This is a genomic window from Streptomyces fractus, assembly GCF_049844455.1.
GTDB lineage: Bacteria > Actinomycetota > Actinomycetes > Streptomycetales > Streptomycetaceae > Streptomyces > Streptomyces fractus.
The window spans coordinates 8,759,360-8,782,638 of sequence record NZ_JBMYHI010000002.1 but is presented as its reverse complement, the minus strand read 5'-3'; the positions used below and the strand labels follow the sequence as shown (position 1 = coordinate 8,782,638).

25 protein-coding genes are annotated in these 23,279 nt (G+C 72.0%); 11 read left to right on the top strand and 14 right to left on the bottom strand.

Translation table 11 applies throughout. The annotated features are described in order from the left end of the window. Nucleotides 1-61: 61 nt before the first annotated feature. A complete protein-coding gene (locus ACP4E5_RS42010; protein WP_425839170.1) occupies nt 62-1,021 on the bottom strand; it encodes an SCO0930 family lipoprotein in 960 nt (319 codons plus the stop codon). 258 nt (nt 1,022-1,279) lie between these two features. Between ACP4E5_RS42010 and ACP4E5_RS42005 the strand changes: the two genes are divergently transcribed. The 5 genes from ACP4E5_RS42005 to ACP4E5_RS41985 all read left to right on the top strand — a co-directional run bounded on the left by ACP4E5_RS42005 (nt 1,280) and on the right by ACP4E5_RS41985 (nt 4,242). Then, nucleotides 1,280-1,822, top strand: a complete 543-nt coding sequence (locus tag ACP4E5_RS42005) for a hypothetical protein (protein ID WP_425839167.1) — start codon at nt 1,280-1,282, stop codon at nt 1,820-1,822. Between the two features lie 27 nt (nt 1,823-1,849). Further along, nucleotides 1,850-2,611, top strand: a complete 762-nt coding sequence (locus tag ACP4E5_RS42000) for a bestrophin-like domain (RefSeq protein WP_425839164.1) — start codon at nt 1,850-1,852, stop codon at nt 2,609-2,611. A gap of 46 nt (nt 2,612-2,657) precedes the next feature. After that, on the top strand, nt 2,658-2,912 hold the full coding sequence (locus ACP4E5_RS41995) for a hypothetical protein (RefSeq protein WP_425839161.1): 255 nt from the start codon (nt 2,658-2,660) through the stop codon (nt 2,910-2,912). A gap of 141 nt (nt 2,913-3,053) precedes the next feature. Further along, on the top strand, nt 3,054-3,566 hold the full coding sequence (locus ACP4E5_RS41990; RefSeq protein WP_425839159.1) for a hypothetical protein: 513 nt from the start codon (nt 3,054-3,056) through the stop codon (nt 3,564-3,566). 16 nt (nt 3,567-3,582) lie between these two features. Further along, nucleotides 3,583-4,242: a class F sortase gene (locus ACP4E5_RS41985; RefSeq protein WP_425839156.1), complete on the top strand. Its 660-nt coding sequence runs from the start codon at nt 3,583-3,585 to the stop codon at nt 4,240-4,242. A 36-nt stretch (nt 4,243-4,278) separates the two neighbouring features. Here the strand turns inward: ACP4E5_RS41985 and ACP4E5_RS41980 are convergent, their stop codons facing one another. Then, the gene (locus ACP4E5_RS41980; RefSeq protein WP_425839153.1) at nt 4,279-5,100 is read right to left on the bottom strand and encodes a polysaccharide deacetylase family protein; all 822 of its coding nucleotides are present in this window, start codon (nt 5,098-5,100) and stop codon (nt 4,279-4,281) included. A gap of 99 nt (nt 5,101-5,199) precedes the next feature. Between ACP4E5_RS41980 and ACP4E5_RS41975 the strand changes: the two genes are divergently transcribed. From ACP4E5_RS41975 to ACP4E5_RS41960, 4 genes are all read left to right on the top strand, one after another. Beyond that, the gene (locus ACP4E5_RS41975; protein ID WP_425839151.1) at nt 5,200-5,661 is read left to right on the top strand and encodes a universal stress protein; all 462 of its coding nucleotides are present in this window, start codon (nt 5,200-5,202) and stop codon (nt 5,659-5,661) included. Nucleotides 5,662-5,770: 109 nt separating this feature from the next. Further along, nucleotides 5,771-7,192, top strand: a complete 1,422-nt coding sequence (locus ACP4E5_RS41970) for an amino acid permease (RefSeq protein WP_425839150.1) — start codon at nt 5,771-5,773, stop codon at nt 7,190-7,192. A gap of 129 nt (nt 7,193-7,321) precedes the next feature. Beyond that, a complete protein-coding gene (locus tag ACP4E5_RS41965; protein ID WP_425839148.1) occupies nt 7,322-7,858 on the top strand; it encodes a sigma-70 family RNA polymerase sigma factor in 537 nt (178 codons plus the stop codon). A gap of 147 nt (nt 7,859-8,005) precedes the next feature. Then, the gene (locus ACP4E5_RS41960) at nt 8,006-8,527 is read left to right on the top strand and encodes a hypothetical protein (RefSeq protein ID WP_425839145.1); all 522 of its coding nucleotides are present in this window, start codon (nt 8,006-8,008) and stop codon (nt 8,525-8,527) included. Nucleotides 8,528-8,537: 10 nt separating this feature from the next. Here ACP4E5_RS41960 and ACP4E5_RS41955 read toward each other — a convergent pair whose 3' ends face one another. The 4 genes from ACP4E5_RS41955 to ACP4E5_RS41940 all read right to left on the bottom strand — a co-directional run bounded on the left by ACP4E5_RS41955 (nt 8,538) and on the right by ACP4E5_RS41940 (nt 12,727). Continuing rightward, a complete protein-coding gene (locus tag ACP4E5_RS41955; RefSeq protein WP_425839142.1) occupies nt 8,538-9,731 on the bottom strand; it encodes a sensor histidine kinase in 1,194 nt (397 codons plus the stop codon). Then, nucleotides 9,728-11,473 carry a sodium/solute symporter gene (locus tag ACP4E5_RS41950; protein ID WP_425839139.1) on the bottom strand — a complete coding sequence of 582 codons (1,746 nt, stop codon included), beginning with the start codon at nt 11,471-11,473 and terminating at the stop codon, nt 9,728-9,730. Before ACP4E5_RS41950 ends, ACP4E5_RS41955 begins: the two co-directional genes overlap by 4 nt. After that, entirely contained in the window at nt 11,470-11,811 is a 342-nt protein-coding gene (locus tag ACP4E5_RS41945) for a hypothetical protein (RefSeq protein ID WP_425842073.1), read from the bottom strand. The genes ACP4E5_RS41950 and ACP4E5_RS41945 overlap by 4 nt, the downstream gene beginning before the upstream one ends. 172 nt (nt 11,812-11,983) lie before the next feature. Further along, nucleotides 11,984-12,727 carry a LytR/AlgR family response regulator transcription factor gene (locus ACP4E5_RS41940; protein WP_425839137.1) on the bottom strand — a complete coding sequence of 248 codons (744 nt, stop codon included), beginning with the start codon at nt 12,725-12,727 and terminating at the stop codon, nt 11,984-11,986. Between the two features lie 79 nt (nt 12,728-12,806). Here ACP4E5_RS41940 and ACP4E5_RS41935 point away from each other — a divergent pair, with 79 nt between their 5' ends. Further along, nucleotides 12,807-13,460 (top strand): zf-HC2 domain-containing protein, encoded by a 654-nt coding sequence (locus ACP4E5_RS41935; RefSeq protein ID WP_425839135.1) that lies wholly within the window; start codon nt 12,807-12,809, stop codon nt 13,458-13,460. A gap of 4 nt (nt 13,461-13,464) precedes the next feature. On the opposite strand, the gene ACP4E5_RS41930 is transcribed toward ACP4E5_RS41935, so the two are convergent. Both ACP4E5_RS41930 and ACP4E5_RS41925 read right to left on the bottom strand, forming a co-directional pair. Then, complete coding sequence (locus tag ACP4E5_RS41930; RefSeq protein ID WP_425839132.1) at nt 13,465-14,328, bottom strand: Fpg/Nei family DNA glycosylase; 864 nt, start codon at nt 14,326-14,328, stop codon at nt 13,465-13,467. A 13-nt stretch (nt 14,329-14,341) separates the two neighbouring features. Then, entirely contained in the window at nt 14,342-16,444 is a 2,103-nt protein-coding gene (locus ACP4E5_RS41925; RefSeq protein ID WP_425839129.1) for a SpoIIE family protein phosphatase, read from the bottom strand. Between the two features lie 75 nt (nt 16,445-16,519). Here ACP4E5_RS41925 and ACP4E5_RS41920 point away from each other — a divergent pair, with 75 nt between their 5' ends. Then, nucleotides 16,520-17,929, top strand: a complete 1,410-nt coding sequence (locus ACP4E5_RS41920; RefSeq protein ID WP_425839126.1) for a lipase maturation factor family protein — start codon at nt 16,520-16,522, stop codon at nt 17,927-17,929. On the opposite strand, the gene ACP4E5_RS41915 is transcribed toward ACP4E5_RS41920, so the two are convergent. From ACP4E5_RS41915 to ACP4E5_RS41890, 6 genes are read right to left on the bottom strand one after another with little or no spacing between them, the layout of a single operon-like run. After that, on the bottom strand, nt 17,890-18,753 hold the full coding sequence (locus tag ACP4E5_RS41915) for an amidohydrolase family protein (RefSeq protein WP_425839124.1): 864 nt from the start codon (nt 18,751-18,753) through the stop codon (nt 17,890-17,892). The genes ACP4E5_RS41920 and ACP4E5_RS41915 overlap by 40 nt on opposite strands. Continuing rightward, nucleotides 18,750-19,064 carry an L-rhamnose mutarotase gene (locus ACP4E5_RS41910; protein ID WP_425839121.1) on the bottom strand — a complete coding sequence of 105 codons (315 nt, stop codon included), beginning with the start codon at nt 19,062-19,064 and terminating at the stop codon, nt 18,750-18,752. The genes ACP4E5_RS41915 and ACP4E5_RS41910 overlap by 4 nt, the downstream gene beginning before the upstream one ends. Further along, a complete protein-coding gene (locus tag ACP4E5_RS41905) occupies nt 19,061-20,059 on the bottom strand; it encodes an aldo/keto reductase (RefSeq protein ID WP_425839118.1) in 999 nt (332 codons plus the stop codon). Before ACP4E5_RS41905 ends, ACP4E5_RS41910 begins: the two co-directional genes overlap by 4 nt. Nucleotides 20,060-20,064: 5 nt before the next feature. Continuing rightward, nucleotides 20,065-20,844, bottom strand: coding sequence for an SDR family NAD(P)-dependent oxidoreductase (locus ACP4E5_RS41900; RefSeq protein ID WP_425839115.1), 780 nt, complete (start codon nt 20,842-20,844; stop codon nt 20,065-20,067). Continuing rightward, nucleotides 20,841-22,205: an L-fuconate dehydratase gene (locus tag ACP4E5_RS41895; RefSeq protein ID WP_425839113.1), complete on the bottom strand. Its 1,365-nt coding sequence runs from the start codon at nt 22,203-22,205 to the stop codon at nt 20,841-20,843. Before ACP4E5_RS41895 ends, ACP4E5_RS41900 begins: the two co-directional genes overlap by 4 nt. 54 nt (nt 22,206-22,259) lie before the next feature. Next, nucleotides 22,260-23,213, bottom strand: a complete 954-nt coding sequence (locus ACP4E5_RS41890) for an ABC transporter permease (RefSeq protein ID WP_425842070.1) — start codon at nt 23,211-23,213, stop codon at nt 22,260-22,262. Between the last annotated feature and the right edge of the window lie 66 nt (nt 23,214-23,279).

The following is a 23,279-nucleotide window of genomic DNA, read 5'->3' as shown; positions in this document are numbered from 1 at the left end:
CCAATTCCGTTGACGACTCTACTGTGAGCGCCTCACCGAACGCACTGGACCCACCTGGTTGTTACTTGGGCGCGCCTACGGGCTTTCCATCCGGAGCCGCCGCATACCAAGTTCCTCCGACGCCCTGACCGTTCGTGTCACCTGCCTTTTTGTCACCGGAGAAGGTGTAGACGGGCCAGCAGTTCAGGGTCTGTTGCTTCGTTCCGTCGGGCCTTGTGAAGGCCATGTAGCCCTTCAGTGGAATGTTCTGCGTGTCGTTCTTCGCAACCGGAGCGAGTGCCGGCCACTTCTGGGCGCAGGCGCCGACGCAGTTCGACTTGATGGGCCACGCCGAGTCCTTGAGGAAGCGGTAGACCGTCATGCCGTTCTTGTCGACGACGATCTCGCCGAGCTTCGGGTCCTTGCGCGTGGACAGGCCCTTGAGGTCGGCGGGCTGGGCCCCGGCCTCCTGCTCGGCCTTCTTGTTCGCCTTCTTGCCGTCGGGGGCCGCGGCCCACCAAGTGCCGCCCACGCCCTGGCCCTTGACGTCGCCGGCCTTCTTGTCCATCGCGTAGTGGTACATGGGCCAGCCGTCGACCGTCAGTTGCTTCGTGCCGTCGGCGGCGGTGACCTCGCCGAGCAGTGAGGCGTCGACCCCGGGCGCGGCCTTGGCGCCGCTCGCCGGAACGGCCGGCCACGCCTTCAGGCAGGCCGCGTCGCAGTTCGACTTGGGCGGCTCGGCGGTGTCCTTGTCGAAGCGGTACAGCGTCATGCCGTCGCTGTCGGTGAGTACCTTGCCCAGCTCCTTGCTGTCCCACGAGGCGAGCTGCCCCGCGGACTTGGTCTCGGCGGCGCTCTTGTCGGTGCTGCCGGACGAGCCGTAGCCGTCGGAGGACCCGTATCCGCCCTGCGCGTCGGCCGCGCTGCCCACGTTCTGACCCGTGGCCGCCTGGTCGCCCTGGTCCTGACCGCACGCCGTCGTCAGCGCCAGCAGGGCCGCAGCTGTCGCTACGAGCGAGGCGCTCCGCCAGGAGGTCTTCATCTCAACTCCCGCACATTGCTTGGGTGTTGTGCGAACCGGGGCGGCCCGCACATGGCCCTAGGTACGCGCGGCGGTGACGGCTGTGTTCAATGCGCGGGAAGATTTCTTCGGGTGCGGCAGAGGCGGGCGCCGTGGGACACGGGTTGCGGTGGCGGGCCCGCGCACGCGCGCAAACCCGAATGCTCCCGCGCCCCACCATCGGGCCATTCCGGGTCCGCCCCGGCGTGCCGGGTCCCTCCGCTGCCCAGGATCTTGGTCGTGCATCGAACCAAGCGCTCCGGGTCGGCCCTGGTCACCCGCGTCATCGCGGTACTCGCCACCGCCTGGCTGTGCGGCGCGCCGAGCGCAGCCGCCGCCGCGGCGCCGTTCGCCGCCCCGGCCGACAACTGCGCGTACGCGTCCGTCGACGGCGGCTCGTCGGGCGACGCGGTGGCGGTCTCCGGCAGCGGCGTCGTCTGCCGCGCGGGCCCCAGCACTCCCCCGCCGAAGAAGCCCGCGCCCAAGCCTCCGCCTCCCAAGCCGGCACCCCCACCACCGCCACCACCCCCTCCGCCTCCGCCGCCTCCACCTCCTCCGCCGACCCCGACGCCTCCCCCGCCTCCACCACCCGCTCCCGAACCGCCTCCGAAGCCGAAGCCGACCCACACGAAGCCGAAGCCCAGCCCGAAGCCGGTGCACTACCCGGCCTACCGCGCCACCGTCCACCGCGCCCCGCCGAGCGGCGGCCCGTCCCTGGTGACGCTCACCCTCCTCATCACCGCGCCCGCGGTGCTCGCTGTCGCCGCACTGCGCCCCCGCTGAACTTGTTGAAACTTTGTGGAGCTGTCGATGTCGGAATGGCTTGTTCTCGCCCTCGCGATGCTCGCGGTCTGCGGTGTCGTCCTCGTCGTCCTGGTCCTGCAACAGCGCAGGATCGGCGATGACGACGACCCGTCCGAAACCCCCGACGTCATCGAGTACATGACGATGATGATCGGGGTGGTCTACGCGATCGTCCTCGGCCTCGCCATCGCGGGCGTCTGGGAGGGCCGCAGCGCCGCCCAGGACCACGTACGCAATGAGGCGCAGGCGCTGCACGAGGTCAGTGAGCGCGTCCGGGTCTACCCGGCGGACGTGCGGGACCGGATTCGCTCGGATGTCGACAGGTATGTCAGCCATGTCGTCACCACCGAGTGGGACTCGATGCGCACCAAGGGCGAACTGACCGCGAAGGGCGACGCGCTGCTGCAGAAGGTGCGCGAGGACGTCACGGACTACGAGCCGAAGAACGACTTCCAGGCGCAGGCCTATCAGCCGCTGCTCGACCAGGTGACGGCCGCCGACGACGCACGCGGCGCACGCGCGGACTCGACGGGCGCCACGATGCCGGGCGTCGTCTGGTTCGGCCTGATCACGGGCGCCCTGGTCACCATCGGCATGATCTTCGCCCTCCAGATCAGGCGCACCGCGCGCGAACTGGTCCTCGCCGGGCTCTTCTCGTCCCTGATCGCGTTCCTGCTCTTCCTGATCTGGGACCTCGACGCGCCGTACAGCCGCGGCGTCGCGGCCACCGCGGAGCCGTTCCTCATGCTGTTCCCCGGCGCCCACTGACCGATTCGGGCTGCGGCACGCCCCGGCGCCCCGCACTCTGTGGTGCATGACCCGATGGCACACCCCGATCGTCGTCCACCCGCCCGCACCGGCGGGTGGGCGACATGTCTCCGTACGCGGACAGGCGCTCGGCCTGGCGCACAGCGACGCGGACCTCACCGAGCTGCTGCGTCGCGCCGGGTTCGGCGAGTCGGACGTGACGCTCGACGATCCGCACCTCGTCGAGTGGCGCGGCGCGGGCCCGCACGTGTGGCACACCGGTGGGCGGACGGAGCGTCAGCACGGCCCGCCAGCCACCTGACCGGCCCACACGTGTGCCCCGTTCGTACGACACCGATCGCGGCCGTACGGGGGTGTCCTTAGCGTTTCCGGCATCGAGGTGCCTGTCCCCTGCGCGCGGAAACGGTCCGCTGCCGCTCCTCGTGGACCCGGAGGAACCCTCATGCACGCGATACGTGCCGCATCCGCCGCCGTGCTCTCGCTCACCGCGCTGACCCTGACCGCTCCCTCGGCGCACGCCTCGGACTCGGACTCCGACTCGTTCCGACCGAGCATCTCCCCCACCACGATCGCCGCGGGCGGCAAGGTGACCCTGTCGGCCACCGGCTGCAAGGGAGACACCAAGGTGTCGGCCGGGATCTTCGACAACGTCACGATCGCCCCCGGCGAGGGATCCCGCACCGTCCCCGTCGACTGGGACGCGAAGCAGGGCGCCGCCTACACCGTGACGTTCACGTGCGACGGCAGCCAGCCCCGACGCGTCGACCTCACCATCGCGACCGGCCGGCCCGACACGTCGCCGAGCCCCGTCCCGCAAGGCGTCAAGGCCGGGATCGGCGGCAGTGCCGGTGGGTTCGATCTTCAGGAGGTCGCCCTCGGTGGCGCCCTGATCGCGGGCGCGCTCGGCACCGCGTACGTCGTGGCGCGCCGCCGCACCGGCGACAAGAGCGCCTGAGCCGCCCCCGCCTCCCATGTCGAACTGGCGCTTCGCGGACGAGGAACGGCCGAGAGGGCGCGCCCCGTGGGGTGTGCTCGCGCTGGTGCTGCTCACCGGGCTCGCACTCGTCCGCAGCGGTTCGGGGGAGCTCGACCCGGGGCCGCCGCAGCCCGCCTCCGCCGCGGCCGCCGAACGACGTGCGCCGGAGCCGGCGCGGGTGGCGGCCGCCCGCCCGTTGGCCTTCTCGCCGGTCGAGCGGGTGCGGATTCCGGCGATCCGGGTCGACGCCCCGGTGGCGGAGGTCGGTCTGGACGCGGAGGGCTGGATCGACGCGCCGCCGCCCGAGGAGGCGAATCTGGCGGGCTGGTTCTCGGGCGCGGCGGCGCCCGGTGAGCGGGGCACCGCGGTCGTCGTGGGCCACGTCGACAACGCGCGCGGCCCCGCCGTCTTCTACGGCCTGGGCTCGCTGCGCGAGGGGCACCACGTGGAGATCCGGCGCAAGGACGGCAGGACGGCGGTCTTCCGGGTCTACGGGGTCGAGGTGTTCGCGAAGTCCCGCTTCCCGGGCCGCAAGGTCTACCGCTCGCACGGCACACCGGAGTTGCGGCTCATCACGTGTGGCGGCCACTTCTCCCAGCGGCACGGCTACGAGGGGAACGTCGTGGCGTTCGCGCGCCTGGTGTCGACGCGCTGATTCGATGGCTCCCGGTGTCACGTCCCCGATGCCGTGTCACACGCCGTAGGGACGCGGCACCGTCATCCGGTATCCGGCGTCGAGCAGGCGCGGCAGGTAGCTGCGCACCGCGGTGAGTGTCTGGGAGCGGTCGCCGCCGGCATCGTGGTTGAGCACGATGACGCCCGGCGCCGCCCCGTGCACCACCCGGGAGATCACCGTGGGGGCGCCGGGGTTGTCCCAGTCGAGCGAGTCCACGGTCCAGGCGAGGGGCTCCATGCCGAGTGCGGTCCCCAGTTCGAAGACGTTCCGGTTCCACGCTCCGTAGGGCGCGCGGAACCAGATCGGGGGCTCGCCGATCGTCCGCTCGATGAGTTCGCTGGTGCGCTCGATCTCGGCGCGGATCCGTGTCCTGTCCAGCTTCAGGAGCAGGGGGTGTGTCCAGGTGTGGTTGCCGATGACATGCCCCGCGTCGGCCATGCTGCGCAGCAGGTCGGGGCTCTCCGTCGCCCGGTCTCCGCACACGAGGAACGTCGCGCGCACGTCGTGTGCGCGCAGGATCCGCAGGATCTCGGGGGTGTACGCGGGGTCGGGGCCGTCGTCGAAGGTGAGTGCCATGGCGCGGTCGCCGGGCTCGGTGTCCAGCCTCAGGACGGGCGCCGTGCGCACCTTCGGGGCGGGTCGCCGGGGACCCGGTCCTGCCATCGGGCGCAGCCGGTACGAGGACGACTCGCGCACGGGGCGGACGGGACCGCCCGCCGGGGCCGGGGCGGCGCCCTGTCGGTCGGTGCCGGCGCAGCCGGTGAGCGCGGCCAGGCCGACGGCGCCGAAGCCGCGCAGCAACGCGCGCCGACCCGTGGTGTCCTGATGCTTTGTCATGATTAATGCGTGACACGGCACGCGGGCGCCGCGCACGGAACCACCGGATGGGACGCGGGAAAGCACCTGATCGGCGGCTTCTCGGTTAACCTCTGCCGCGTGACCGAAGAGCACCCACATCAGTTCGAACGCGGCACCGACGGACCGAAAGTGATCGTCGTCGGTGTCGACGGCTCCGATTCCTCGTTCCGCGCGGCGGCCTACGCGGGGGGCCTGGCCCGCAGGCAGCGGGCTCTGCTCGCCGTGGTCTATGTGCAGCCCGTGATGACGGGCGGGGCCGCGCTCGGGGTGCCCGTCGCCGAGACGACCGACGAGATCGCGGAGGGGCTCATCAAGGAGATCCGCGCCTCGGCCGCGCGCGTGAAGGGGATATACGACGTGCGCTGGGAGTTCCATACCTTCCGCGGCGACCCGTTCAACGGCCTGGTCACGGCCGCCGACGAGTTGAAGGCGGACGCGGTGGTGGTCGGCGCCTCGGAGCAGGCGGGCCACCGCATCGTCGGCTCGGTCGCCGTACGTCTGGTGAAGGCGGGGCGCTGGCCGGTGACGGTCGTGCCGTAAACATTTCCGTGGGTGCCTCCACGGCGCTGCCGTCTTCCGTCCCTGCTGCCGCACGGGCATCATGATCGGCCGTCAGCCGTCGTCGCAGCAGCGAAGAGGTGAGGTCCCCATGACCGTCCCCCCGAAGATCTCGAGAGGGCAGGGCGTACTGCGCCGCAAGCCCATCGAGCAGATCGAGGACACGGAGTCCGGCGGAAAGCTCACCCGTTCCCTCGGGCTGTGGCAGCTCACCTCGATCGGCGTCGGCGGCATCATCGGCGCCGGCATCTTCACCCTCGCCGGCACCGTCGCCAACGGCACGGCGGGCCCCGCGGTCCTCGTCTCGTTCCTCATCGCGGGCATCGCGAGCGCGGCGGCCGCCCTGTCGTACGCGGAGTTCGCCGGGCTCATCCCGAAGGCCGGGTCCGCGTACACGTACGGCTACGCGGTCCTCGGTGAGCTCGTCGGCTGGTTCATCGGCTGGGACCTGCTCCTGGAGTACACGGCGATCGTCGCGGTCGTCGCCATCGGCATCTCCGGCTACTTCAGCTTCCTGCTGGGCGAGATGGGCCTCGACCTGCCCCGCTGGATGCTGGGCGCGCCGGGCACGGGCAGCGGCCACAAGGTCGACCTGTTCGCCGCCGCGCTCTGTCTGCTCATCGCGTGGCTGCTGAACATGGGCATGAAGAACGCGGCCCGCTTCGAGACCTTCGTGGTCGTCCTGAAGGTCCTCGTCGTGCTGCTCGTCATCGGCGTCGGCGTCTTCCACATCAACACCGGCAACTACACGCCGTTCTTCCCGTTCGGCGTCAGCGGCGCGTTCACCGGCGCGGCCACGGTCTTCTTCGCGGTGTTCGGCTACGACGCCATGTCGACGGCGGCCGAGGAGTCGAAGGACGCGCAGCGGCACATGCCGAAGGCGATCATCTACTCGCTCATCATCTCGATGGTCCTGTACGTGCTCGCCTGCCTGGTCCTGACCGGCATGCAGAACTACAAGCACATCGACCCGGAGAGCGGGTTCTCGACCGCGTTCAAGTCGGTGGGCCTGAGCGGCCTCGCGGACGTGATCGCGGTGGGCGCGATCATCGGCATCCTCACCGTGATGTTCACGTTCATGCTGGGCGTCACGCGCGTGTGGTTCTCCATGTCGCGCGACGGCCTGCTGCCGAAGTGGTTCGCGAAGACCCACCCGACGCGGCACGTGCCGACCCGCGTGACGTGGATCGTCGGCGTCTGCTCCGCAGCCATCGCCAGCTTCCTGCCGATCGGCGAGGCGGCCGAACTCACCAACATCGGCATCCTGTTGGCGTTCGTCGTGGTCTGCGTCGCGGTGATCGTGCTGCGCTACCGCCAGCCGGAGCTGCCGCGCACCTTCCGTACCCCGGCGATGCCGGTCGTGCCCGCTGTGGGCATCGTCTTCTCGATCTGGCTGATCACGTTCCTGCAGTGGCAGACGTGGGTGCGGTTCGCCGTGTGGTTCCTGATCGGTCTGGTCATCTACTTCGGCTACTCGTACCGGAAGTCCGAGCTGGCCCGCACAGCCGACTGATTGCGCACAGGACCGCCGGGGCTCCGCCCGTCCCGCTCACCGCACCGCTCGTCGACGGCTTCGCCCCGCCCGCCGCAGATCCCCGCGCGTCCCCTGGGCGCGCGGGGCGGGCTGCGTTGCCATACGCCCATGACGACGGCGTTCACGACACCCACGACGACGGAGGAGGACCTCGCCCAGGTCCAGCGGGAGCACGGCGGTCCGCTGTTCTCGTTCCTGCTGCGCCTGTGCGACGGTGACGCCCAGCGCGCGGAGGACCTCGTCCAGGAGACGTACGTACGCGCCTGGCAGCATCCCGAGGCCCTCGACCCGCGCTACGAGTCGGTGCGGCCCTGGCTGTTCACGGTCGGGCGGCGGCTCGCCATCGACGCCCGCAGGGCCCGGCTCTCGCGGCCCGCCGAGGTGGGCGACGCCGTCCTGGAGAACGCGCGGGTGTGCGCGGACCACGCGGAGCGCTCGGCGGCGGCGCTCGACGTGCGGGACGCCGTGGCGACCCTCACCCCCGAACACCGCGCCGTCCTGCTCGAGGTCTACTTCAAGGGCGCCAGTGTGGCGGAGGCCGCACAGACCCTCGGCATTCCCACCGGTACGGTGAAGTCCCGTGCGTATTACGCGTTGCGTGCGTTGCGACGCGTCCTTCCGGGTTACGCACCCGACCTGCGATGAAACCGAAGCCCGGGTCAAGCATCGGTAAAGCGCCTTGCTCCGCACACCCATTCCTCGATTGAGTAATCCGCTGTCCTCCCCGGTGAGTTGGGACGGGTGGGTCCGGGGGCCGATGCAGCACGCGGACCGGAGGAAGGCAGGAAGGCGATGCGGTACGGGAGCGAAGAGGGCACGGGCGGCACGTCCGGCGCCGAGGGTGGACCGGGCGGCGGCCTCGTCGTCCCCATGGCGTGGTTGTACGCGGAGTACATCGCGGACGAGTTGCTGCGGACCGGCGACCTGATGCCGCCGACGTCCTTCGAGTTCAAGGCGGGGCGGGACGCGCTCGCCCTGACGATCTACCTGTCCGACGCGGGCGACGAGCTGTCCGGCATCCGCGTCGTGTCCCAGCTGGAGAACTGGCTGTCGCTGACGGCGTACGACCAGCCGTGGCAGTCGTGGGTACGGGACCGCTTCGCGGAGCGGCTCGACCTGGACGCGGCCACGCGGCGGTCCTCGCCCGACCTGCTGCTCGCCGAGGCGGCGTGGAGATGGCTGGAGGAGACCGAGCTGCTCGCCCCCGACCTGGACGCGGTGCCGGTGCCGGACGAGGAGGACGGGCCCCAGGTGTGGACACCCGCATGGCAACTCGGGTTACCGCTCGGCCACTTGGCGATCTCACTCTTCTGAGCGGGGCGTCCTACGGCGCGTACACGCCCGCCCGGTACTTCGGGATACGGATGGTGATCTTCATGCCCGCGCCCTCCGCGGTCTCGATCACCAGGCCGTAGGCGTCGCCGAAAACCTGGCGCAGGCGTTCGTCGACGTTCGATAGGCCGATGCCGTGGCCCTGGCCGCCCTCTCCGCGCAGGATGGCGCGGAGTTCTCCGGGGTTCATGCCGACGCCGTCGTCCTCGATGACGACCTCGGCCTCGGCGCCCGCGTCGGTGGCTCCGATGGAGATGCGGCTGCGGGTGACGGCGCCCTCCAGGCCGTGCTTGACCGCGTTCTCGACGAGCGGTTGCAGGCACAGGAACGGCAGCGTGACCGCGAGGACCTCCGGGGCGATCTGAAGGGTGACGGAGAGACGGTCGCCGAAGCGGGCGCGGACCAGGGCCAAGTACTGGTCGATGGAGTGGAGTTCGTCGGCCAGCGTGGTGAAGTCGCCGTGGCGGCGGAACGAGTAGCGGGTGAAGTCGGCGAACTCCAGGAGGAGTTCGCGGGCCCGCTCGGGGTCCGTGCGGACGAACGAGGCGATCGCCGCGAGGGAGTTGAAGATGAAGTGCGGCGATATCTGCGCGCGCAGCGCCTTGATCTCCGCCTCGATCAGCCGGGTGCGGGAGCGGTCCAGCTCGGCGAGTTCGAGCTGGACCGAGACCCAGCGGGCGACCTCGTCGGTGGCGCGGGCCAGCACCGCGGACTCGCGGGCGGCGTAGGCGACGACGGCACCGAGCACCCGGCCGTCCGCGACCACGGGCGCCGCCACCGCCCACCGCAGCGCGCAGTCGTCGTCCGGGCAGCCGCAGCCGAACGCGGCGCTGCGGCCTCCGGCGAGCACCGGGGCGACCTGCTCCATCACCTGGGCGGCGTGGGCGTGTTCGGCCGTCCCGTCCCAGGCGAGGACCGCGGAGCGGTTGGTGACGGCGAGGGCGTCGGTGCCCAGCAGCGTGCGCAGGCGGCGCGCGGACTTGCGGGCCGTGTCCTCGGTGAGGCCCGCGCGCAGCGCCGGTGCGGCGAGCGAGGCGGTGTGCAGGGTCTCGAACGTGGCGCGCTCCACGGGCGTCCCGACGTCGCTGCGCCCGGCGGGGTGGGCGGTGCGCCGCCCGAGCAGGAACCCGGCGCCGAGCAGCAGGGGGCACAGGGCGATGAGGACCGCGGTGACGGTGCCGCTCACGGGGCGCCTCCGGCGGTGGGCGGGCGCGGCTCGGGGCGGGGACGGGGCGCGGGTGGCCGCTCCCCCGCCCGGGCGTCCGGTGTGGTGGGGCGGGCGCGTGGGGGCCCCGGCCGCGCACGATCGTGGCCTCTGGTGGAACGTCCGTCTTCGGCCGGCGACACGCTCGCCCGCCCGCGCTCCCCGGCGGAGCCGATCGCCGTCGCGGCCTCGCGGTCCCCCGGCCCGCGGCCGGGCAGCGCGCCGGACCAGAGAGCCTCCGGCAGGTGCAGGCGCGTCATCGTCGCCGTCGTGTGCGGCGGGATCGCGTCCCGCGTCGCCAGGGACACCAGGATCATCGCCAGGAAGCCGACCGGCACCGACCACACGGCCGGCCAGGCGAGCAGCGTGTGCAGCCAGCCCGATGTGACCGGCCCCGCCACCGTCAGCGTCACCGCGACGAGGGCCGATCCGCCACCGAGGAGCAGGCCCGCGAGCGCCCCCGGCGGAGTGAGGCGGCGCCACCAGATGCCCAGGATGAGCAGCGGGCAGAACGAGGACGCCGACACCGCGAACGCCATGCCGACCGCGTCCGCGACCGGCACCCCGTCCACCAGGAGCGCCCCGCCGAGCGGCATCGCGATCGCGAGCAGCACGGCGAGCCGGAAGTGCCGTACGCCACGCGCCTGGAGCACGTCCTGGCTGACGACCCCGGCGACCGCCACCGTCAGGCCCGACGCGGTGGACAAGAACGCCGCGAACGCGCCGCCCGCCACCAGCGCCCCCAACAGGTCGCCCGCCACGCCGTCGAACACGCGCCCCGGCAGCAGCAGCACGGTGGCGTCGGCGTCCTGGGTGGCGGTGAGTTCGGGCGCGTACAGGCGGCCCAGCCAGCCGTACACGGGCGGCAGCAGATAGAAGAGGCCGATCAGGGCGAGGACCACGACGGTGGTGCGGCGGGCCGCGCGGCCATTAGGGCTGGTGTAGAAGCGGACGACGACGTGCGGCAGGCCCATCGTGCCCAGGAACGTGGCCACGATCAGGCCGTACGTGGCGTAGAGCGGGTGGTCGGCGCGGCTCGTGGCGAGCGGCTGGCCCGCGCCGACCCCGGCGGACGGCGGGGCGAGGGTCGCGGCCTCCGGCGGTGGAGCGCCGTTGCCGTGCCAGGCCAGAAGCAGGAAGAACGCGGGCACCAGGAGCGCCGTGAGCTTGAGCCAGTACTGGAAGGCCTGCACGAAGGTGATCGAGCGCATGCCGCCCGCCGCGACCGCGAGCACGACGACCGCGGCGACGAGCGTCGCGCCGAACCAGCGGGGCGCCCCCGTGAGGATCTGCAACGTAAGCCCGGCGCCCTGGAGTTGGGGCACCAGGTACAGCCAGCCGGCCCCGACCACGAACAGGCTGACCACGCGCCGCACTTGACGGGATTCGAGCCGCCCCTCGGCGAAGTCGGGCAGCGTGTACGCGCCCGAGCGGCGCAGGGGCGCGGCGACGAAGACCAGGAGGACGAGGTAGCCCGCCGTGTAGCCGACCGAGTACCAGAGCATGTCCGGGCCGTGGATGAGGAGCAGCCCGGCGATGCCGAGGAAGGAGGCGGCCGAGAGGTACTCGCCGCTGATCGCCGCCGCGTTGAGCCGGGGTCCTACCGTGCGGGACGCGACGTAGAAGTCGGACGTCGTACGGGAGACGCGCAGGCCGAAGCCGCCGATGAGGACGGTGGCGAGGACGACGACGGCCACCGCGGGGATCGCGTACGCCTCGTTCACGGCGTTCCGTGGTCGGTGGGGCGGCCGCGGACGAGGTCGGCGAAGTCGCGCTCGTTGCGCTCGGCGCGGCGCACGTACCACCAGCCGATGAGCACGAGGAACGGGTAGCAGCCGAAGCCGAGGACGAGCCATTGGACGGGGGCGTTGCGCAGGGCGCCGAAGAACAGGGGCAGGGCGGCGACGGGGACGGCGAGGAGCATGAACGCGGTGATGCCGGCGCGGAGTTGGCTGCGCATGAGGGAGCGGACGTAGGCGGCGCCGAGGGTGGTCTGTTCGTCGATCTCCCACTGCGTACGGGGGCCTGCCGGGCCGGGGACCTGGCGGGGTTCGCCGGTCACGGTTTCGCGTTGCGGGTGATCGGACACGGGCGGAGTTTAGGCAGGTGGGGTGGTTCGGCGGAAGGGGTTCACTGGTTGTGGCCCGACGGGGTTGCGGCCTCGGGGCTCTGCCCCGGACCCCGCGCCTCAATCGCCGGCGGGGCTTGATTTACCGGCACCGGGCTTGAGCGACCTACGGTCTGCGCATCAGGAGTTCGCGGACGCGGCTGGCGTGGCGGCGGCTTACTGGGATTTCGGCTGTGCCGATGCGGACCGTCATTCCGGCGCCGGCCCCGCCGTCGATGCGGAGTTCGTCGATGCGGTGGAGGGCGACGAGGTGGCTGCGGTGGACGCGGACGAAGCCGAGTTCCTGCCAGCGTTCCTCCAGGGTGCTGAGCGGTATCCGCACCAGGTGACTGACGCCGTCGTCCGTGTAAAGCCGCGCGTAGTCGCCCTGCGCCTCGGCGTACGTGATGTCGGCGACGGCCACGAGGCGGGTGACGCCGCCGAGTTCGACGGGGATCCGGTCGGCGACGGTGGCCGGCGGCGGGCTGCTCGCCACGCGCTCGGTGACCCGGCCCACAGCCTCGGCGAGGCGCTCGCGGCGCACCGGCTTGAGGACGTAGTCGACGGCCTTCAGGTCGAAGGCCTTGACCGCGAAGTCCTCGTGGGCGGTGACGAAGACAACGAGCGGGGGTCGGGCGAAACCCGCGAGGAGCCGTGCCACGTCGAGGCCGGTGAGGCCCGCCATCTGGATGTCGAGGAACAGCACGTCGATCGCGCCGTCGCCGCCCTCCAGGGCCCGGCCGATGCGGCGCAGCGCCTCGTTGGCGTCGGTGGCGCCCTCGGCGCTGCGTACCCGCGGGTCGGCCCGCAGAAGGTAGAGGAGTTCGGCGAGGGCGGGTTCCTCGTCGTCGACGGCCAGTACGCGCAACATGCGGCGGAGTGTAATCGCGCGGTCGCTTGAATGAATCAGCCGCCTCCTGCGTACCGGTAACCGACAGCAGGAGGAAGGCATGTGGTCCCTGGAACGGCATCGCGACGTAGGCGCCTACGCGCTGGGGGTTCTCGACCCCGCGGAACGCTTCCGCTTCGAGGACCACCTGCCCGAGTGCGCGGCGTGCGCGTCCCTGGTCGGTGAACTGGCGCCCACGACGGGCGCGTTGGCGGTATACGCGCGGGCGACGCCGCCGCGTGTGGAGGTGCTCGCGCGCCCGGCGCCGTCGTTCCTCGACCGGGCGGTGGACCGGCTGGGTTCGCTGCACCGCAGGACGCGGCGCCGGCTGTGGGGTGCGGCGGTCGCGGGGGTTCTCGTGCTCGCGGCGGCGGGCCAGGGCGTCGCGCTGCTCACCGGGGCCGGTGCGGGTTCCGGTCACTCGGCGACGCTGCGCGGCCATGACGCGGCGACGGGTGTCGCGGCGACCGTGACGGCGGACGACCGGGACTGGGGCACCCAAGTGGCCCTGGACGTACGGGACTCGGGCGGCCCGCGGGTGTGCGAGCTGGTCGCGGTGGGCCGTGACGGTTCGGAGCAGACGGTGGCGACGTGGACGGTGCGCGGGGCCCCGGTGGCGCTGGACGGCGGGGTGGCGGCACGCCCCGCGGACCTCACGCGGTTCGAGGTGCGCGCGACGGACGGCCGACCGCTGCTGACGCTCCCGATGCGTTGATCCCCTATTTGAGCAGCCGCGACATCCGCCGGTCCGCGAGCGGTTTGCCGCCTGTCTGGCAGGTCGGGCAGTACTGGAGTGCGCTGTCGCTGAAGCTGACCTCGCGGACCGTGTCCCCGCACACGGGGCACGTCTCCCCGGCCCGTCCGTGCACGCGCAGGCCGCTCTTCTTCTCGGCCTTGAGTTTTCCGGCGGCGACGCCGCGCGAGCGTTCGACGGCTTCGGTCAGCGTCGTGCGCATCGCCTCGTACAGGGTGTGCACGTCGTCGGTGGTCAGTCCGGACGTCGGCTTGAACGGGGACATGCGGGCGGCGTGCAGGATCTCGTCGCTGTAGGCGTTGCCGATGCCCGCGATGAGGGACTGGTCGCGCAGGGCGCCCTTGATCTGGCGCCGCTCTCCCTTCAGCAGGCGCGCGAAGGCCGCCTCGTCGAAGTCGTCGGCGAGCGGGTCGGGGCCGAGGCGGGCGACGCCGGGGACGTCGCCGGGGTCCTGGACGACGTACACCGCGAGCTTCTTCGTGGTTCCGGCCTCGGTGAGGTCGAAGCCCTCCCCTGTGTCGAGGGCGACGCGCAGCGCGAGGGGGCCCTTGCCGGGCTTGGGCGGGCCGTCCGGGAGCCGGTCCTTCCAGTGCAGCCATCCGGCGCGCGCGAGGTGGGTGACCAGGTGCGGGCCGCCGTCCGTGCTCACGTCGAGGAACTTGCCGTGCCGCGCCACGGCCGTGACCGTGCGGCCCTCCAGGGCGGTGGGCGGCGGGTCGTACGTCTTCAGGACGCTCACCGCGACCGGCAGGAGGCGCACGATGTCGCGTCCCACCAGGTGCTCGGTGAGGAAGTCCTTGAGCGCTTCGACCTCGGGGAGCTCCGGCATGCCCTCCAGCCTCTCACTCGCGCGCGGGCACCACGAATTCGCACCAGACGCACTTGCCGACGCCGCGCGCCTCCACCCCCCACACGTCGGCGAGCTGGTCGACGAGGAGCAGGCCACGCCCCGAGACCCCGTCCTCGCCCGCCTCGCGGCGGCGCGGCAGGGCGCTTGAGGTGTCCTCCACGTCGACCCTGAGTCGTCGGTCGGCGCCGGTGAGGACGCGCAGGGTGACGATGGCGGGGCCTTCGGTGTGCATGAGGGCGTTGGTGATCATCTCGTCGGCGACGAGTTCGATCTCGTCGGCGCTCTCCTTGGCTCCCCAGGCCCGGACGGCGTGCCGGATCATGTGGCGGGCGGCCGTCAGCGCCTCCGGGTCGCCGGGCGGCACATGCTCGGTGAGCCGGCCGCCGCTCTGCACCGCGCCCGCGCCGCGGCGGCGCAGGAGCAGCAGCGCGACGTCGTCCTCGACGTCGCGTTCCTCGCACGACGCGACGAGCCGGTCCGCGAGCTCGTCGAGGTCGTCGGGGCCCGTGCCGATGAGCGTGGTGAGGGTCTGGAGCCCGTCGTCGAGGTCGGCGCCCGGCTGTTCGACGAGGCCGTCGGTGCACAGCACCAGCGCCTCACCGGGGTCGAGTTCGGCGGCGGTCACCGGGTATTCGAACCGCCCAAACTCGGCGGACAGGCCGAGCGGCAGCCCGCCCTCCACGGCCAGCCTGCGGCAGTTTCCGCCGGTCAGGCGCAGCAGCGGGTCGAGGTGCCCGGCGCGGACGAGCTGGACGACGCCGGTCGACAGGTCGGCCTCCGCGTAGAGGCAGGTCGCGAAGCGGTCGGTGTCGAGTTCGTGCAGGAAGGAGGAGGCGCGGGCCATGACGGTGGCGGGCGTGTGGCCTTCGGCGGCGTAGGCGCGCAGCACGATGCGCAGCTGTCCCATGACGGCGGCGGCGTGCGTGTCGTGTCCCTGTACGTCGCCGATGACGACGCCGACGCGGCCGCCGGGCAGCGGGATCACGTCGTACCAGTCGCCGCCGATGTCGCGGCCGAGGGACGCGGCGCGGTAGCGGACGGCGACGTCGGCGCCCGGCACGGCGGGGATGGTGCGCGGCAGCATGGCCTGTTGCAGGCCCTGGGCGAGGTCCTTCTCCATCTCGTAGAACATGGCGCGCTGGAGGCTCTGCGCGATGCTGCTGCCGAGGGCGACGAGGACGTTGCGCTCGGACTCGGTGAAGCCCTCGCGGTCGTGGTAGAGCAGGCCGACCGCGCCGATGGGCCGGGCCTGCGCGATGAGCGGCAGGTAGGCGGCGGAGCTGATCCCGAGGTGGGCGATGTGCGGCCACAGCTCCGGGTACGCGTCGGCGAAGTCCCGCGCCGACTCGATGAAGCGCGGCTTGAGGGTGCGCACGACCTCGCTCATCGGGTACGGGGCGTCGATGGGCGTGATCCCGGTGCCCGGCACGAAGCTGCCCTTGGGGCCCTCCGCGAGGAGGTGGATGCGGCCGGCCCTGACCCGGCCCATCACGAAGCTGGTGGCGCCGAGGTGTTCGATGCCGTGGGTCTCGCGGAGCACGTCGATGACCTCGTCGACGGTCCGCGCGTGGGCGAGCGCGGCGGTGGTGTGCTGGACGACGCTGGTCTCGCGCCTGCGGGCGGCCTCGCGGGCCTCGCGTTCGTGCTGCACGGTGGCGTCGTTCAGCTCGTCGGTGGCGTCGCGGACGATGCCGACGATGCGGCGTGGGCGGCCCCGCTCGTCGCGGCGGATGTAGCCGCGCGTGTGGGTCCAGCGCATCTCGCCCGAGCGGGTGCGGACGCGGAAGTACGTTCCGAAGGTCTCGTCGCCACTCTTGAGGGCCTGCGAGACGAGGGTGTCGAGGCGCGCGCCGTCGGTGGGCGGCACCCGCACGCCCAGGGTGGCGGGCCGGTCGTCGTACTCCTCCGGCAGCAGGTCGAAGACCTCGTGGGCCTGGGCGTCCATGGCCATGAGGCCGGTGTCGAGGTCCCAGTCGAAGCTGCCCATGCGCAGGCCCCGGCCGTAGGCCTCCAGAAATCCGCGTGGGGCGTCCTCCGGGCCCTCCCCGTCCGGGGCGGTCCCGGGCTCATCGCCGCCCCCGCTACCCGCGCCCATGGGGCCCACGCTAGGCCGAGGCCCCTCCGCCCGCACGTCGTGACCTTGCCGCGAAACGGGGCACACACTGGAGGCATGGACTGGTTCGGCGCTTCGGACTACTGGCTCGCCCGCCTGGTGTTCCAGCGGGGCCTCGCGGCGCTCTACCTCATCGCGTTCGTGGCGGCGGCGCTCCAGTTCAGGGCGCTGCTCGGGGAGCGCGGGATGACGCCGATCCCCCGGTTCGTGGCGCGCGTGCCGTGGCGGGCTGCGCCCTCGCTGTTCCGGCTGCACTACTCGGACCGGTTCTTCGCCGGGTGCGCGTGGGGCGGCGCTGTGGTCGCGGCCGGGCTGCTCGCGGGGGTGGACGGGCTGCTGCCGCTGTGGGCGGCGATGGCGCTGTGGCTGGTGCCGTGGGCGCTGTATCTGTCGATCGTGAACGTCGGGCAGACCTGGTACGGCTTCGGCTGGGAGTCGCTGATCCTGGAGGTCGGCTTCCTGGCGGTGTTTCTCGGGAACGACGAGGTGGCGCCGCCTGTCCTGGTGCTGTTCCTGCTGCGCTGGGTCCTGTTCCGGCTGGAGTTCGGGGCCGGGCTGATCAAGATGCGGGGCGACGAGTGCTGGCGGAAGCTGACCTGTCTCGACTTCCACCACGAGACCCAGCCGATGCCGAACCCGCTGAGCTGGTTCTTCCACCACCTGCCGCGCCCGCTGCACCGGGTCGAGGTCGCCGCCAACCACGTCACCCAGCTGGCGGTCCCCTTCCTCCTCTTCACGCCGCAGCCGGTCGCCACCTGGGCGGCGGCCATCATGATCGTCACGCAGCTGTGGCTGGTCGCGTCGGGGAACTTCGCGTGGCTGAACTGGCTCGCGATCGTGCTGGCCGCCTCGGCGCTCGACCTGTCGTCCCTGCACACACCGCCCGCGCTCCCCGGGGCACCGCGCTGGTACGAGGTGGTGGTCATCGCCCTCACGGCGGTGGTGGCGGCGCTGAGCTATCAGCCGGTGCGCAATCTGCTCTCGCGCCGCCAGTCCATGAACCGCTCCTACGACTCCCTGCACCTGGTCAACACGTACGGGGCGTTCGGCTCGGTCGGGCGGGTCCGGCAGGAGATCGTGATCGAGGGGACGGCGGAGGAGGTGCCGCGCCTCGAATCGGGCTGGCTGGCCTACGAGTTCAGGGGGAAGCCGGGCGATCCGCGCCGTCTGCCGCGCCAGTTCGCGCCGTACCATCTGCGGCTCGACTGGATGATGTGGTTCGCCGCGCTGTCTCCCGCGTACGCCAGGTCCTGGTTCGAGGGTCTCGTCGAGCGGCTCCTGGAGGGCGACCGGGACACGCTGCGGCTGCTGCGCCACTCTCCGTTCCCCGCCGACGCGCCGCCCGTGCACATCCGGGCACGCGTGTACCGCTACCGGTTCACGTCGTGGCGGGAGCGGCGGGAGACTGGGGCGTGGTGGGAGCGGACCTACGTGCGGGAGTTCCTGCCGCCGACGCGGCTGAGGTAGACGCGGCGGGCGGTCTCCCCGAAGACGTGCGGGTCCGGTCCGCCGACCAACTCCCGTGCGGTGTCGACGACTTGCTGATACGTGGCCGCGAGCGTGCACACCGGCCAGTCGGAGCCGAACATCACGCGGGCGGGGCCGAAGGCGTCGATGACGGTGTCCGCGTACGGCCTCAGGTGGTCGATCCTCCAGCCCGCCCAGTCGGCCTCGGTGACCATGCCGGAGAGTTTGCAGACGGTATTCGGGAGTGCGGCGAGCGCCCGGACGTCGTCCCGCCAGGGGGCGAGCTCCCCCGCCGCGATCGGCGGCTTTCCCAAATGGTCGAGAACGAAGGTGAGTTCTGGGTGCTCGGCGGCGGCCTTCACGCAGGTCGGCAGCTGGTGCGGCAGGACCACCAGGTCGTACACGAGCCCGGCGTCCGCGACGGCGGCGAGCCCGCGCCGCACGTCGGGCCGCAGCAGCCACTCGGGATCGCGCTCGCCCTGCACCTGGTGCCGGATGCCCACGAGGTGGCGCCCGCCCGGCAGTTCCCGCAGCCGCTCCAGGGTGTCGCGGACGTCGGGACGGGTGAGGTCGGTCCAGCCGACGACTCCGGCGATGAGTTCGCTGCGCCCGGCGAGCGCCAGGAGGTCGGGCGTCTCCTCGGGCATCGTCACCGTCTGCACGAGCACGGTGGCGTCGACACCGGCCGCCCGCAGCTCGGGCGTCAGCTCGTCGAGGGTGAACGTGCGGCGGATCGGGGCGAGTTCGGGCCCGGTGATCCAGTCCTGGTCGCGTACGGAGAGGTCCCAGAGGTGGTGGTGCGCGTCGACGATCCCCGGTGTCACGGCAGCTCCCACACGACGGGCAGTCCGGCGTCCGCGCCCGCGGCGGAGTAGTCGTGGACGACGTCGAGGAGTTCGTCCATGCGGGCCTGCCAGGCGATGTTCACGGGCAGCTTGTCGAGTTCGGCGAGCATGCGGGCGTAGTCCTCGCACTCGATGAGGTGGAACAGATCGACGCCGCTGCGCCAGATCGTCCACTGCCGCGCGCCCGCCGCACGGATCGCGGCGACCAGTTCCTCCGGCACCTCGCGGTGGGCGGCGTCGTACTCGCCTATTCGGTCGGCGCGGACCTTGGTGTGCAGGGCGATTCTCACGCGGGCGGCTCCTGTGGTGACGGTACGGGCACGTGGGCCGGGAGGAGGTGGCGGTCGCGGGCCTCCTGCCAGAACGCGGCGGGCACCTTCGCGGTGAACTGCTGCACCGTGTCGGCGACTTCGGCCGCCGAGCGGGTTCCGACGAGCACGCTGGTGACGCCCGGATGCCCGAACGGGAAGGCCAGCGCGGCGGCCCGCAACGTGATGCCGTGGCGCTCGGCGAGGTCCTTGAGCCGCCGGGCGCGGGAGACGACCTCGGGCGAGGCCAGGGCGTAGTCGAAGGTGCCGCCCTGCTTGGGGTCGGCCAGCAGACCGGAGTTGAAGACGCCTCCGATGACGACGGAGACGCCGCGTTCGGCGGCCGCGGGCAGCAGCAGCTTCAGGGCGCGCTGGTCGAGCAGGGAGTAGCGGCCCGCGCACAGCACCACGTCCACATCGGTGTCCCGGACGAACCGCGTGAGCATCGCGGACTGGTTCATGCCCGCGCCGATGGCGCCGATGAGCCCTTCGGCGCGCAGCCGCTCCAGCTCGGGGTATGCCTCGCCGAACGCCTCGTCCGCGTGGTCGTCAGGGTCGTGGATGTAGGCGACGTCGATGTGGTCGACGCCGAGCCGGCCGAGGCTCTCCTCGATGGAGCGGCGCACCCCGGCCGCGCTGAAGTCCCACACCCTGCGCGTGGTGGCGGGCACGGCGAAGCCGTGGGCACTGTCGTCGCCGCCTCCGTCATTGGGTTCGAGCAGCCGGCCGACCTTGGTGGACAGGGTGTACGAGCCGGTGGGCCGGGTGCGGAGGTACTCGCCGATGCGGCGCTCGGACAGGCCGAGGCCGTAGTGCGGTGCGGTGTCGAAGTAGCGCAGGCCCGCGTCCCAGGCGGCGTCCAGGGCGAGGTAGGCCTCGTCGTCGCGGACCGGTGTGTAGAGGTTGCCGATGGCCGCTCCGCCGAAGCCGAGTGCGGTGACCGGGACCTCGCCGCGGCCGAGGGTACTGGTGCGCATACGGATCACTGTTCCACGGGGCGAAGGCGCAGCCCCTGCATGCCGCCGTCCACGGCCACGGACGTGCCGGTCGTCGCGCCGGACAGCGGGCTCGCCAAGTAGGCGATGGCGCCCGCGACTTCGGCGGCGGAGACCAGGCGACCGGTGGGCTGGCGGGCTTCGAGGGCGGCGCGTTCGGCGGCCGGGTCGGCCGCCTTGTCGAGGAGCCGGCCGACCCAGGGGGTGTCGGCGGTGCCGGGGTTGACGCAGTTGACGCGGATGCCCTCGCGGATGTGGTCGGCGGCCATGGCGAGCGTGAGGGAGAGGACGGCGCCCTTGGACGCCGCGTACAGGGCCCGCTGCGGGAGCCCCGCGGTGGCGGCGATGGAGCAGGTGTTGACGATCGCCGCGTGCTCGGAGGCCCGCAGCGCGGGCAGCGCCGCCCGGGCCACGCGGACCATCCCGATGACGTTGACGTCGAGGACCCGGTGCCATTCGGCGTCGTCGTTGTCGGCGACGGTGCCCTGGGCGCCGATCCCCGCGTTGTTGACGAGGACGTCGAGGCCGCCGAGCTCGCCGGTCGCCGCGGCCACGGCGGCCCGTACCGCGTCGTCGTCCGTGACATCGGCGGCGTACCCGCGCAGCGGCTTCTCGACGTCGGTGATGTCGCGGTCGAGCACGGCGACGTCGGCGCCGCGCGCGGCGAGCAGCTCGGCGGTGGCCCGGCCGATGCCGGAGGCGCCACCGGTGACGAGGGCCTTCAGGCCGGCGAAGTCCTGGACGCTCTGGACGCTGGCATCGCTCATGCGGCGGCTCCGTTCGGGTCGGTGGTGCCCTGCACGTGCTGTTCGGCGAGGTCCTTCACCCAGAACTCGCCGTCCGGGTACGTGAATTCGGCGATGGAGGCGGCGTGCATGGTGGCGGAGAAGCCGGGGGCCGCCGGGGCGGCGTAGTGGCCCTGCTTGACGACGACCGGGTCGACGAAGTGCTCGTGCAGATGGTCGACGTACTCGATGACACGGTCCTCGGTGGTGCCGGACAGCGCGACGTAGTCGAACATCGACAGGTGCTGGACGAGTTCGCACAGGCCCACACCGCCCGCGTGCGGGCAGACGGGGACGCCGAACTTCGCGGCGAGCAGCAGGATCGCCAGGTTCTCGTTGACGCCGCCGACGCGCGCGGCGTCGATCTGGAGGATGTCGATGGCGCCGGCCTGAAGGAGCTGCTTGAAGACGACGCGGTTCTGCACGTGCTCGCCCGTGGCGACCTTGACCGGGGCGACACCCCGGCGGATGGCGGCGTGCCCCAGGATGTCGTCGGGGCTGGTCGGCTCCTCGACCCAGTACGGCGCGAACTCGGCGAGGGCGTTGGTCCATTGGACCGCGTCGCCGACGTTCCAGCGCTGGTTGGCGTCGATGGCCATGCGGATGTCGGGGCCGACGACCGCGCGGGCGGTGCGGCAGCGGCGGATGTCGTCGTCGAGGTCGGCGCCGACCTTCAGCTTGATCTGGGTGAAGCCGTCGGCGACGGCCTGCCGGGCGAGGCGGGTGAGCTTCTCGTCGCTGTAGCCGAGCCAGCCGGGCGAGGTGGTGTAGCCGGGGTAGCCGCGCTCGACGAGGCGCGCGGTGCGCTCGGCTGCGCCCTGCCGACCCGACCGCAGCAGCTCAAGCGCCTCCTCGGGGGTGAGGGCGTCGGCGATGTAGCGGAAGTCGACCTGGGACACCAGCCACTCGGGGTCGGCCTCGGCGAGCAGCCGCCACAGCGGTCTGCCGGCGCGCTTGGCGGCGAGGTCCCAGGCCGCGTTGACGACGGCGCCGATCGCCATGTGCATCACGCCCTTCTCGGGCCCGAGCCAGCGCAGTTGGCTGTCCCCGATCAGGTCGCGGTTCAGGCTGCCGGGATCCGCGCACAGCGCGTCGAGGGGGCGGCCGACGACGTGGTGGCTCAGTGCGCGGATCGCGGCGACCTGGACGTCGTTGCCGCGCCCGATGGTGAAGGTGAATCCGTGCCCCTCGTGCCCGTCGGCGTCGTCGGTGCGCAGCACGACGTACGCGGCGGAGTAGTCGGGGTCGGGGTTCATGGCGTCGGAGCCGTCCAGCTCCCGGGAGGTCGGGAACCGGATGTCGTACGTGTCAACAGCGGTGACGCGGGGCGTGCTTGAGGACAACGGGCTGCCTTTCGGGCGAGGGCGAGGGCGGGCGGGGTCAGTCCTGGGCGAGGCTCAGTCCTGGGCGCGGCCGGTGGTGACGCGGGCGACCATGAGGGCGAGCAGGATGATTCCGCCGTAGATGGCCTGGATCCAGAAGGACGGCACCTGGGCGAGGGTCAGCATGTTCTGTACGACACCGAGCAGCAGCACGCCGGTCAGGGCGCCGAACATGGTGCCCTTGCCGCCGTCGAGGCTGATGCCGCCGATGACGGCGGCGGCGAACACCGTGAAGATCATGTTGTTGCCCTGGTTGGCGCTGATGGCACCCACGTATCCGGTCTGCATGATGCCGCCGACCGAGGCGAGGACGCCCGCCACCACGAAGACACCGAGCATGACGCGCTCGACACGGATACCGGCGGCGCGCGCGGCCTCGGCGTTGCCGCCGATCGCGTACAGGGCGCGGCCCACGCGGTGGTACTTGAGGACGAGCCCCGCGATGCCGAACGCGATCGCGGCGAACCACACCGACATCGGGACCCGCAGGAACGTCGAGGTGGCGAGCGCGAAGAACGCGTCGGGCATGCCGAACAGCGTCTTGCCCTTGGTCGCGCCGACGAGCAGCCCGCGCAGCACGATCAGCATCGCGAGCGTCACGATGAACGCGTTGAGCTTCAGCTTGACGACGAGCACACCGTTGAAGGCGCCGATGCAGGCCCCGGCCACGAGCACCGCCAACAGCGATACGGCGACGGGGAATTCGGTGCCGAACCCGGACTGCGCGACCGGCAGCACGAGCAGGGCGCCGAAGGCGGGTGCGATGCCGACGACCGATTCGAGCGACAGGTCGAACTTGCCGCTGATGAGGACGAGGGACTCGGCGAGCACCACCATCGCGAGGGCGGCGGAAGAACCGAGGATGGAGATGATGTTCTGCTCGGTGAGGAACGAGTCGTTGAGGACGGCGCCGAGGATGAGGAGCAGCAACAGGGCGGGCACGAGGGCGAGTTCGCGGGCGCGGCGCAGGAGGACGTTCTTGGTACTTTGAAGCCCCTGCGGCGCTTCAGCAGCGGGGTCCGGGGCAGAGCCCGG